The sequence below is a fragment of the Shewanella litoralis genome (assembly GCF_009828585.1).
GTDB classification, from domain to species: domain Bacteria; phylum Pseudomonadota; class Gammaproteobacteria; order Enterobacterales; family Shewanellaceae; genus Shewanella; species Shewanella litoralis.
The window spans coordinates 162,423-174,511 of record NZ_WSRZ01000006.1 but is presented as its reverse complement, the minus strand read 5'-3'; the positions used below and the strand labels follow the sequence as shown (position 1 = coordinate 174,511).

Genomic DNA, 12,089 nt, shown 5'->3' with positions numbered 1-12,089 from the left:
ACAGTAGGTTTCAACTAATTTATTCATGCTCGTTCCTTTTTCTAATCACTCTTGGTCGAATGATCGGATCAAGGAACGAGCATTTAGTTCCTTTGGGGAGCTAATTTCTTATCCGAAGCTCAGGTAACTTAGGTAATGAGGGCGAAGCAATGACCACCATCGTCTTACTCAGAGGACTTATGCGCGACAGTCGTCATTGGTATGGATTTGATGAGCTATTGAGCCAGCAAACCGCTTTGTCATTATTCAATGTTATTTGCGTTGATTTGCCCGGCAATGGCACTTTGGTGACGCAAAAAAGCCCGATAAAGATGGCAGATTTTTCCGCCGCGGTGTGGCAGCAAATTGATGCGGCTTTATTCGCTCAACATAAGCGTCCAGAACAAACTCAGTTACTTCTTGTCGGCTTGTCGATGGGCGGTATGTTGGCATTAACCATGGCGGCACAATGTCCTGAGCGAGTTAAGCAAGTGGTACTGATTAACAGCAGTGCGGCAAACTTATCGCCCTGGTATCAGCGCTTTCAACTGGGGGGATTATTAGTCTCGTTAGCAAAGGTATTGACCAGTGCGATACAAAACCGTGTCGCGAGCAGCCAACCCCAAAAACCGCATCATTGGTTAGAAGCCACAGTGTTAGCGTTTACCAGCCAACAGTTAGCGCAACACTCTCAAGTGATTGTCGCCTGGAGCGAACTGCGCCAGCAATGTCACACCTCTTTTAGCAATGGCTTACGGCAGATTTATGCCTCGGCGCGATTTGATTGCCCTGTGTTAACGGGAGTCTCGGTAATGGTGGTTGTGGGTAATCAAGATAAACTTGCCGACCCCAAATGCAGCGAGCAATTAGCGCAGTTTTACCAAGCTCAACTGCATCAAATTAACGATTGTGGCCATGATGTCAGTCTAGACCAGCCACAGCAATTACTGCAGATAATTAATGGAATTGGTATAAAGTTAGCGTTGCCATTTATCAATATCGTCTTGCCAGGCGTTGGCCGTAAAGTCGATAAAGGCGCGAACCACATTTTGTTGATAACTGCGCGACAAATACACTGCCCATAAGGTTTTACCCGGCGTCGTCGTGTGGGGTAATACATCAATTAACTCACCTTGTTCAAGGTAGGTGTTGGCTAAATCGGTTGGCAAACACACAATGCCATTTCCGCGCAATGCCGCTTTAATCAATACGCCCATTTCATTGGCTTGCAAGTGACCCTTTATCTCAAGTACGTGCGAGCGAGTCTCGTCAATCACTTCCCAGTGTGGTTGGCTCGAATGACGTAAGCAATTGTGCTTTAACAGGTCATGAGGTACCAAAATAGCGTCATGTTGGGCTAAGTAGTCGGGTGAGGCGCATATTACGTTGTCGATGTGCATTAAGCGTCTGGCGATTAAACTTTCATCGGGCTGATGGGTATAACGCAATGCAATATCGACTCTGTCGCTAACCAATTGCGAAATATTATCAGACAGTAACAACTGAATATTCACTTTTGGGTGTTGCTGGCAAAACGCTTCAACCACATCAAAGAGTTTATGTTGCCCAAGTCCGATTGGGGAGGCAATACGAATGCTGCCAACCAATTCATTATTGTGGCTGTTGGCGCGGCTTTCCATGGCGGCCACTTCACTTAAAATACGTTGGCAATAGTTGAGCGCTTCTTCGCCTTGTAGGGTTAAACTCACGCGGCGAGTGGTGCGGTGCAACAAACGTAGCGCCAGCCATTGCTCAACGTCTTTAATGTGCCGAGACACCTGTAAGCGGCTTAACCCAAGTTGCTCAGCCGCCTGAGTAAAGCTGCCACAGCTGGCGACTTCAACAAAGCTGCGTATGGCTGATATCTTGTCCATGACTCTCCTGGTGTTTGGTTTACGTAAGCTTATAAGTTGTCGAGGTTGGCTAACAGTACTTCGGCTTTATGGATAATGGCTTGCTGAGTCGCAGAGTCCATCTTTTGCCAGTTTTTATACACCATCGTCATGCGAGGATTACGGCCAAATTGTTGTTGATGACGCTGAATAAAGTGCCAATATAAGCTATTGAAAGGGCAGGCGTTAGCTTCTGTTTTGAGTTTGACATTGTAATGACAGCTTTTGCAATAGTCGCTCATTTTATTGAGGTAGTTGCCACTGGCTGCATAGGGTTTGGTGGCTACAATACCGCCGTCGGCATATTGAGTCATGCCGCGGGTGTTGGGCATTTCTACCCATTCAATGGCATCAATGTAAATGCCTAAATACCATTGGTCGACTTCGTCTGGATTAATGCCAGCGAGTAAACTAAAACAGCCCGTCACCATTAACCGTTGAATATGGTGAGCATAGGCAAAGTCGAGTGACTGCTTAATCGCGTGGTGCATGCAGTTCATCTTAGTGTTAGCAGTCCAAAAATATTCAGGCAAAGGCTTGTGTGCTTGCAAGACATTTTTAGTTGCGTAGTCTGGCATATTGATCCAATAAATCCCGCGGACATATTCTCGCCAGCCTAAGATTTGCCGCACAAATCCTTCAACTTGTGTCAGTGATATTTCGGTTTGATTGGCTTGCCAATGGCTAATGACTTTATTGATGACTTCGCCTGGCGAAAGGATTTTAGCGTTAATGGCAAACGATAAACGCGAATGGTACAGGCTCCAATCTGCCTGGCTATTTTCGGTCATGGCATCTTGAAAACGGCCAAAGCGAACTAATAAATGCTGGCAAAAATAATCAAGTAACTGCCGAGATTGGCGGCGATTAACTGGCCACAATAGTTGGTTTTCAGCTTTGCCTATTGTGGCGACGTGATGCCGCTCGAGCCGATTAATAATGTTGCTCACATCATTGGCAAATAACAAAGGCGCTGGAATATCTTGAAGGTCGGCTTTTTTTAAATTTTCACGATTTTGTTGGTCAAAATTCCATTGGCCGCCTAAGGGCTCATCGTCTTGCATCAGCACATTAAAGCGCTTGCGCATGCGGCGATAAAAGAACTCCATTTTAACGTGCTTATTGGCGGTAAATTCACGTTTAATATCGTCAAAAGGCAACAAAAAATGTTCGCTGTCATGGCAGGTACTTTTAATGCCTGGCAATGATAATTCGCTGAGTTGCGTGGCTAAACGGTATTCATCAGGCTGTTGGTATTCAATGGTATTGAGCTGGTGCTGAGTACAGAGATGCTCAAGCAGTGTTGGCAAATCAGTAAATGGTTGGGTTTCATCTAACGTTAAATACATCACCTGATGGCCGCAGTGAGCTAAAGCGTCGGCAAACTGCGCCATGGCAGCAAAAAAAGCACACACTTTTTGCACATGATGCTTAACGTAGGCGGTTTCTTGCTTGAGCTCGGCAATCACATACACCACAGCCGGGTCTACGTGTTTAAACCAGCTGTGGGAGGCATTGAGTTGGTCGCCTAAAATGAGCCGCAATGTGTGAGTTTGTGGTGACAGTGAGGCCGAAATAGTGTTGTAAACGGTTGTCATTTTATTCCTTTAAATCAGCTTTGTGACGGCGGCAACGTTCGGAGCAATATTTAACATGATCCCAATCTTTAGCCCATTTTTTGCGCCATGCAAATGGGCGCAGGCACACCAGACAGATTTTATGCTCAAGATGTGGTTTTTTATGTGCCATGCTGCTGCCTTGTGCGTTTAGGCTTTGGACGCACGTGGCGTGTTAGCACCGCAGCAATGTGTTGTTGTACTTGCGGTTTATCGCGATAAGACCATAAACGATCGCGAGCGGCTTGCGAGGCTAAGGTAATGTCTATCATGGGCTCGGGGTAATCTCGACCTAACATCACTTCATTAAAAATTGCTTCCATTGGCGGCTGTAACCAGGGCTGGTGGATATATTCATTGGGTAAATTGTTAAGCTCTGGACACCATTGGCGAATAAAATCGCCACGTGGATCCTGATCTTGAGACTGCTTTATCGGGTTGTACAATCTAATGGTATTAATGCCAGTAACCGAGGCTTGCATTTGCAACTGTGGATAATGAATACCCGGCTCAAAATCGAGAAAGTAATTGGCTAATGGTAGGCTGGCTAGTTGCCAGTGAATGTTTAAATGGTGGGTTACAAAGCTAACAAGCATGGCGCGCATTCTAAAGTTAATATAACCGGTTTGACGTAAACAGCGCATGCAGGCATCGATAATTGGAATGCCGGTTTGCCCTTCTGCCCAGCGCTGAATATCTCGCTCGACATCGTCATCATTACGATAAGGGAAATCCTCATAACCTGGATTAACAGGCGTAAACTCCATGCTGCATTGGCTTTCAAACTTTTGCATAAAATGACAGTGCCAATGCAATCTAGACATCATTGCTAACAAAGGTTTTTTCCAGGCTCTATTGCTGGTTTGTACCTCTTGATAACGAGTCATTGTCGCCTGATACACCTGCCTTAGACTGATATTTCCCCACGCTAAATACGGAGATAATCGCGAGCAGTGGGTTCGACTCAGGCTTGGGCTTGAAATACTGCGTTGATAATCTTTACCGCGATGAGTTAAAAAACTGTTCAGTATCGCTCGGGCTTGTTTAGGACCGCCGGGTTGAAAGTTATCGTTTGGCTCGGTTATGTTGCCCTTGAGCTCCATGACCTGACTATCTGTAAAGGGCTGAAATTGGCACTGTTGCCAATTAGGCACTGCAATAGGGCTGGCCATCACTTGTTGCCAATGCTGATCCCACGCCAGGCGATGTCGACGCCCACGAATAACCGCGCCTGTCGGAGATTGTTGCCATTGAATAGCGTGCTGCTGGCACCAATTGGCCACGGCTTTGTCGCGCTCAAAAGTGTTGTTTAGGCCGATTTCCTGGTGGCTAAATAGCGTGTTAATGGTAAATATTTCAGTCAGCTTTTCGAGTAAATTTAGCATTGGCATGGCAAACACATGCACCTGGCCATCATAGCGGCTAAGTTGTTGATTCATATCTTGCAGTGACTGCCAAACAAAGCGCCAATGGCGATCATTATAATGGGAGTCTTCCAGCATTAATGGCTCAAAGTTGTATATCAGCAAACAAGGCAAATGATGATTAAAGGCATCAACTAACGGCGGGTGATCAGACAAGCGCAAGTCGCGTTTAAACCAGACAATATTAATTGATTGCTTGTTGCTGCTGAGCATGAACCTAAAGCCTCGTGATGGATAACTAACCCTTAATCAGATTAAATACGATACTTTTAGCGGTTTAGATTGCTTTATTTGTTATTTTTACACCCAGATTAGTATCGAAAGTGAAACAATTAAGCGCGTTAATGTCTATTTATCTCGAAATGTGTCATCTATAAACTGGCTCCATTGTTAATGACCAGAGTGAGACAGAAAAATGAAACTAGCAGTATTAGGCGCAAGCGGTTGGATTGGTGGAACTATCATGCAACAGGCTATTAGCCGCGGTCATGAGGTTATAGCCGTGGTGCGTGACGCCAATAAAGTCAGCCAAGATGTGCCTGTTCGTACCCTTGATATTACCCAAATGTCAGCACAAGATGTTGCGACTGCGTTTACAGATGTTGATGTGGTTATCGCCTCTATTGGTGGGCGCGCTACACAAAATCATCAAATCGTTGCGCAAACCGCACAGCAGTTATTGCAAGATTTAGCGCAAGCTGGCTCACCACGTTTGTTGTGGGTTGGTGGTGCAGGTAGCCTAGAAGTTACCCCTGGGGTGACGTTGGTATCAACCCCTGAATTTCCTGAAGAGTACAAAGCCGAAGCCATTGCGCAAGGTGAGGCATTAGCTGTATTTCGCAGTACAGATTCTGCTGTTAAGTGGACTTACGTTAGCCCTGCAGCGATTATTTTTCCGGGTGAATCTGAAGCGCCATACCGTTTAGGCGGCGATGAGTTCTTTACCGATGCACAAGGTCAAAGCCGTGTGTCAGTAGTTGATTATGCTAAAGCCATAGTTGATGAAGCCGAAAATGCTAAGCACATTAACCAACGTATTAGTGTTGCATACTAGGGTTCGTGAGTGAGATTGACGTGATTTGACAGAACAGGCTCAAGTAGCCTGTTTTGTTTTGTAAAATCGCTTATATGACCTTCTATATGGCGCTTTCGCTATTGTATTTTCCTATACAGTGAGCGAGTGCTAATACCCGCTAATGCTGCGGCTTTATCTTTATCGCCATCGACACTGTCAATGAGGTGCTTTAGGTAGTTAAGCTCATTTTTTTTCAAATCTGTTGTTGTTCCTGAATCCCCGCGAGTTTTACGATCGATCTCAAGACAGGTTTTAATCACATGACGATCAATTATTGGGGTGTTTGATAAAACTAATGCCCGTGACAATATATTACGCAGCTCTCTAATGTTGCCCATAAAATCATGTTTTTTGAGCAAGTTGATGGCGCAATCTGTCACGCTATATTGACCGCTTTGATCAATTCGCTGAAGAAGGGTTCTTGTTAACAGGGCAATATCTTGTTTGCGTTCCTTTAAAGAAGGGATATGAATCGGAAACACATTAATTCGGTAGTATAAGTCTCGCCTAAATTCGCCCCGTTCTACCATGGCTAAAATATCTTGGTGTGTTGCGCAAATCAGTCTGAAATCTGAACGCCTAGTTTCTTTTCCACCAACGGGACGATAAGTGCCGGTTTCAATAAGACGTAGCAGTTTGATTTGTAATTCATAAGGCACGTCGCCAATTTCATCTAAAAACAATGTTCCGCCGTGTGCCACTTCAACCAGGCCTTGTTTATTGTACAGCGCACCGGTAAACGCGCCTTTTATATGGCCAAATAACTCACTTTCAAACAAGGTTTCGGTCAAGCCAGAGCATTCTAAAATCACCATTGGATGATCTTTTCGATTACTGGCAAGATGCACCGCCGATGCAGCGACTTCTTTACCTGTACCGGTTTCACCCACTAATAACACGGATGCCTCAGTAGGGGCTACACGGGTAATATTTTCGACTAGTTGATTAAATGCAGGGCTGGTACCAACCATTTCATTATTGCCAATTTTAGGGTTGGCCAGGGTGACTGATTTTAACAATTCGACAAAGAATGTTATCTCTCTTTTGTCGTTTAATATCGGCAAAATTTCGATGTCGATATGTTCTTTGCCGCGTGGTGAGTGATGAATATGCAGTACACGTTCTTTTTTACCAGAAGCATACGCGGCAGATAATGGGCAGGGCTCTCCAGCCTGCTCACATGGGCAATCATTGTTATGTGACACCTTAAAGCAATAAGCCGGTTTGCTTGTATCTATCTTTCCATAACTTTCAAGATAGTGCTGATTACTCGCCAATATTTGATATTGCGGCGTGACTAAAATGGCTGGGCAATCGTAAGCATTTAGCATCATGGCAAAATCTTCATTGCCTTGTTTTTGGCTTATCTGCATAACTGACTCCACTTTTGCCAACATAATTGTCATTTATGACAATTATGTTAACAAAAACAAAAACTATATATATCAATCAAACACATAAACTTGATATTTATCAGTGTTTATCGCGATTTCTTTGTGCGGATATCATTATGGCGCGGTCATTGCTGTACATACAGCATCCAATTAATTTTGGGGTTAAGTGATAGAAAACTAACAATAATATTTTTCATTTAATAATGACAATAAGGAAATTTTATTATGAAATTTAAAAAATTACTCTATTGTATGGCCGCCGCCTACCTTTCAAGCGCAACCTGTTCGATTGCCTTAGCAAGTGAGGTTACAGCTATATCTCCGCATGATGATGGTGGGGTACTCACTGAAGATTTAGCGTCTAAAGGTAAAATTGTCAGGCTGCCTAATGGCGATTTAGTCAGTACCTATGCCTATGGTAATAGTCAAAACCAGACCGTTTATGACGTAAAAGCGCAAAAAGAGTATCCTGCACAGGATATTTTTGTACGCGTTTCTAAAGATGACGGAGTGACCTGGAGTTTGCCCGTCAATATTTCAGATACGGCACGCAAAATCTCAAAACAAAGTTACTGGGTAACCGATGGTAATGGTGGTGTGTCTCTCGCTGACTTTTACGGTGATTCAGGCAAACCGAGTATCTTTGCCGCGAGCGGTTATGTCGCTGTGACATGGGATAGTAAATACTGTCCTGCAATAGGTACGGATGATGCTAGCCTTAATGATGACATGCCAGATTATAATTATCATCAAGGGGCATCGACCTACATTGATCGGGAGGGGAGACAGTTACCTTTTAGTTGTACTTATATTGCTTATACTAAAAACCCCAGTGCAGTCGATGCAAATAATACGCCTACAGGCGGCACCTGGAAGCGCGAGCAATTAAGCTTTGGTGAACGAGATGCCAAGCAAAATACACCGCATGCAACCACTTACAGTGACGGTACTAAAGTAGCGTGGAACGTTTCCTGGCAAGAAGACCCTGAAGGCTTAAAAACTGGAGATGCCGATGGACCAGGCGATGGTGCCAGTGGTGCGAATGTCAATAAAGGCACCGATATTTGGTATACCTATATTGAGGACATGAAAGCGCCCGCGCTTGCTGATATCTCATTTGCTGCCAATGTGTCTCGTGTTACCAATAACTTCAAAACGTTCAAAAAACGTGAAGGTGATGATGTCGTTACCGAATTAACCGGCTACCTTGATCCGGTTTGTGCGACAAAACCTGAGTGTGCTGACAACCAGCCTTTATTAGTCGAAACCGGTAAAGAAGGAGCATCACGGGCCAATTTAGGTTTAGTGCAAGTACCTGGACAAAAACCTGTCACTATTATTGCCTATGAAGAAACCAAAGGCGGCGGTGAAGGTGTCGATTTTGGTAAGGTTGTGCGTTATCACCGTTTTACGTTCGACAAGCCACCTGCAAGTTTTATTAATGTCGCTTTTAGCTCAGGTTTGCAAAAAGGCGGCAGCTCAACAGGTAATTCTCAAAACCAGAATCAACCTGGCGCCAAAGGCAACTTTACCGATGATGGCACCGTTTACAACGCTGAAGATACGCAAGTAGCCTATTCAGATACTGAAGGCGTGATCAGTGATGTTTATCAGTCCCCCGATTGGCAAGACCCTGCACGTATTGGTTGTGTGCTTAGTAATCCTGGAGAAAATGCGCGACGCGTGCGCTTTTTCTATAATCAAGTTGCAGGCATGGATGAAGCCATTAATCAAAGCGGTACCAAGATGATGGTTTTCTGGAAAGAAGGGGCGTATGACCAGGGTGGTCCTTCTGACATTATGGGCCGCATTGGCATAGTGGGAGAAGAAGCCACAAACACAGGCTTAACACCGCTTGATTTTACCCCTGCTGTCGATACCAGTTTTACAACATTTACCCGTTATGTACTGACCTCGACAGGAACGGTTGTTTATCCTGATGGTGTTGGTGGTTATGTCGATGGTATTGGGAATGCGGTTGACGTTGTTGACGGTGATGCGGTTTTAGATGTCACTTATCAGGAGGCTGGTGGTTGTAATTACTACTTAACCGATGAAGACAGAGACCACATCCCACCTGTTACGCTATCAGATCGTATTAACAACTCTGGCGCAATCAACCTAAGTACTAATGCATTTGCAGAAGTCACCACTGATGATACAACCAAGACCATTGAAGCTTTAACGATTACAAGTGAGAACAATAACCTTGAAGATGCCCGAGCACATCGTGGCGCGATCAACGGTGATATCATCCTATTTGGTTACAGCTATACATCAGACTGGGCATTGGCCAAGTACACCACCGAAGATAATTATAACTTCTTCACTCGTCGTAGTTACGATGGTGGCCATACCTGGACGGGTACCCAAAACTTGACTAACTATCTACCTGAACTAGAAGTAGACATTAAGGAACCACGTATTGTGGGGGCACCTAATAGTACCTCTGCATGCGATCCTGTTAATGCACCTGATGGTGAAAATTGCCAAGATCCTAATACCTTTATTTTAGCCTGGGGTTCTATCAAAAATACCTTAGCGCATATTGGTACGGGTACTGAACTTGATGTGTTTGTCACCAAAACCAGAGATGGCGGCCGCACTTACGAGCCTCTTAAATTGTTATCTGCCAATATTACCGTGCCATTAGATCCAGAAGGCGAACCGGACTTTGAATCACAACTTAGAATGAAGCCTAATGGTGACAATTTATATGCGGTATGGATGGAAACCTCAACAGATGCTGCTGGTTATCAAGATACCGTGGTGAGATACCGTGCAGAAGCAGACCTTGAAGATGCAGGTGCTCCTATGACGTTACTTGATGATGGCACCTACATTTACAATTATACCCAGCCTATTACGGTAGACCAGGGAAGTGTAACCGGCCTTATTGTGTCTAAAACCACTGCAACAGGTACCGAATACACTTATCCTATGCCGCAATTTAGTTATAACGTCACCGGTATTGCAGTGGGTAGTACGATTGTCGTAACCATTGATTTTGGCAGTGCGTTACCGACAGATTTTGTGTTGCTCAAAGTAAAATCAGACGGCTCGACAGTTGAAGTAGATACCAATGATTGGGTATTAATCGACAGCAACAAGCTGCAAGTCAGTATCACTGATGGCGGAGCTCTTGATGATGATGGTGCAGCCAATGGCACTATTGTTGACCCCGTTACTGTGGGTGTACTGAGTTCAACAGCAACCACCACATCTGGCAGTAGTGGTGGTAGCCTAGGGTTACTTGAATTGCTACTAGGTGTCTTTGGACTTGGGCTATTAACCCGTAGAAGCAAAAACTAACGAATCATTGGTTTGATTTAATCGTGTTAGCGAAAGCCTCCTTCGACAAAGGGGGCTTTTTTTTGCGCAGAGTCTCGCCCGATATGTGCTGGGTTATCTTGCGCTCAATATATTGAAAATAGTTATCAATGGCCTGCATACAAGTATTTAGCGCAAACAGGCTTAAATGATATGATACCTGCCATATTTTGACTAAGCTCAAATTCACCCAGAATTTCGTCCTATATTAGGGCGCACAATATTATCTTTTTCAGCATTACTGGAGAGCAAAATTCATGACCAATGCAAATGTGGAAGCCACACAATTATCTACAAAGCCATCACAAGATGGTTTTCACATGCCAGCCGAATGGGCGGCTCAGCAAGCTGTGTGGATGCTTTGGCCACATCGCCCAGATAATTGGCGCGCAGCAGGGGCTTATGCTCAAGCAACATTTGCAAACGTTGCCGATGCTATTGGTGCTGTAACACCAGTATACATGGGCGTTCCCAAGGCATTTTTAGCACAGGCTAAGACGGTTATGCCTGCTCATGTAACCTTGGTTGAAATCGATAGCGACGATTGCTGGGCCCGTGATACTGGCCCGACAGTGGTGGTAAATGCCAAGGGCGAATGCCGCGGTATTGATTGGGGTTTTAATGCCTGGGGTGGTCATAACGGTGGTTTGTACTCTCCGTGGGATAAAGACGAGCAAGTTGCGCAGTTAATGAACGCTCAACATGGGTTTGAGGGTTATCGCGCGCCACTCATTCTTGAAGGTGGCTCAATTCATGTCGACGGTGAAGGCACCTGCATGACCAGTGCTGAGTGTTTACTTAACAGCAACCGCAACCCCGATTTGACTCGTGAGCAGATAGAAGCTTATTTGTCTGAGTATTTAAATGTACAGCAGTTTATCTGGTTGGAAGATGGCGTGTACATGGATGAGACCGACGGACACATTGATAATATGTGCTGTTTTGCTCGCCCAGGCGAAGTGATTTTACATTGGACTGATGATCAAAACGATCCACAATACCCTCGCTCAAAAGCGGCTTTAGATGTGTTACAAAATGCGGTAGATGCACAAGGGCGTAAATTAAAAATTCATTTAATGCCACAACCAGGTCCGTTATATTGCACCGAAGAAGAAGCTCAAGGCGTAGAAGAGGGCACAGGCGTTCCACGCACAGCGGGTGAACGTTTAGCAGGTTCTTATGTGAACTTTTTAATTACCAATCAGCGCATTGTGTTCCCACTGCTTGACCCAGCAACAGATGATATTGCTGCGCAAAAATTGCAGGACATTTTCCCCGAGTATGAGATTGTGGGTGTACCAGCGCGTGAGATTTTATTAGGCGGCGGTAATATTCATTGTATTACCCAGCAAATTCCTTCTGGACAATAAATAAAAACC

Annotated in this window: 9 protein-coding genes; 4 read left to right on the top strand and 5 right to left on the bottom strand. The window is 44.7% G+C overall.

The features are described from left to right. Positions 1 to 149 precede the first annotated feature (149 nt). Positions 150 to 1,064: an alpha/beta fold hydrolase gene (locus GQA99_RS07530; RefSeq protein ID WP_160053278.1), complete on the top strand. Its 915-nt coding sequence runs from the start codon at positions 150 to 152 to the stop codon at positions 1,062 to 1,064. On the opposite strand, the gene GQA99_RS07525 is transcribed toward GQA99_RS07530, so the two are convergent. From GQA99_RS07525 to GQA99_RS07510, 4 genes are read right to left on the bottom strand one after another with little or no spacing between them, the layout of a single operon-like run. After that, positions 957 to 1,853, bottom strand: a complete 897-nt coding sequence (locus GQA99_RS07525) for a LysR family transcriptional regulator (protein WP_160053277.1) — start codon at positions 1,851 to 1,853, stop codon at positions 957 to 959. The genes GQA99_RS07530 and GQA99_RS07525 overlap by 108 nt on opposite strands. Positions 1,854 to 1,882: 29 nt before the next feature. Further along, on the bottom strand, positions 1,883 to 3,469 hold the full coding sequence (locus GQA99_RS07520) for a cryptochrome/photolyase family protein (protein ID WP_160053276.1): 1,587 nt from the start codon (positions 3,467 to 3,469) through the stop codon (positions 1,883 to 1,885). 1 nt (position 3,470) lies between these two features. After that, positions 3,471 to 3,620, bottom strand: a complete 150-nt coding sequence (locus GQA99_RS07515; RefSeq protein WP_160053275.1) for a DUF2256 domain-containing protein — start codon at positions 3,618 to 3,620, stop codon at positions 3,471 to 3,473. Continuing rightward, positions 3,610 to 5,124 carry a cryptochrome/deoxyribodipyrimidine photo-lyase family protein gene (locus GQA99_RS07510; protein ID WP_160053274.1) on the bottom strand — a complete coding sequence of 505 codons (1,515 nt, stop codon included), beginning with the start codon at positions 5,122 to 5,124 and terminating at the stop codon, positions 3,610 to 3,612. The genes GQA99_RS07515 and GQA99_RS07510 overlap by 11 nt, the downstream gene beginning before the upstream one ends. Positions 5,125 to 5,326: 202 nt before the next feature. Between GQA99_RS07510 and GQA99_RS07505 the strand changes: the two genes are divergently transcribed. After that, on the top strand, positions 5,327 to 5,965 hold the full coding sequence (locus GQA99_RS07505) for an NAD(P)-dependent oxidoreductase (protein ID WP_160053273.1): 639 nt from the start codon (positions 5,327 to 5,329) through the stop codon (positions 5,963 to 5,965). A 98-nt stretch (positions 5,966 to 6,063) separates the two neighbouring features. Here GQA99_RS07505 and GQA99_RS07500 read toward each other — a convergent pair whose 3' ends face one another. Continuing rightward, the gene (locus GQA99_RS07500) at positions 6,064 to 7,359 is read right to left on the bottom strand and encodes a sigma-54 interaction domain-containing protein (RefSeq protein WP_160053272.1); all 1,296 of its coding nucleotides are present in this window, start codon (positions 7,357 to 7,359) and stop codon (positions 6,064 to 6,066) included. 246 nt (positions 7,360 to 7,605) lie between these two features. Between GQA99_RS07500 and GQA99_RS07495 the strand changes: the two genes are divergently transcribed. Both GQA99_RS07495 and aguA read left to right on the top strand, forming a co-directional pair. After that, the gene (locus tag GQA99_RS07495) at positions 7,606 to 10,692 is read left to right on the top strand and encodes a choice-of-anchor O protein (RefSeq protein ID WP_160053271.1); all 3,087 of its coding nucleotides are present in this window, start codon (positions 7,606 to 7,608) and stop codon (positions 10,690 to 10,692) included. 275 nt (positions 10,693 to 10,967) lie between these two features. Continuing rightward, positions 10,968 to 12,080: an agmatine deiminase gene (gene aguA, locus GQA99_RS07490; RefSeq protein ID WP_160053270.1), complete on the top strand. Its 1,113-nt coding sequence runs from the start codon at positions 10,968 to 10,970 to the stop codon at positions 12,078 to 12,080. Positions 12,081 to 12,089 lie beyond the last annotated feature (9 nt).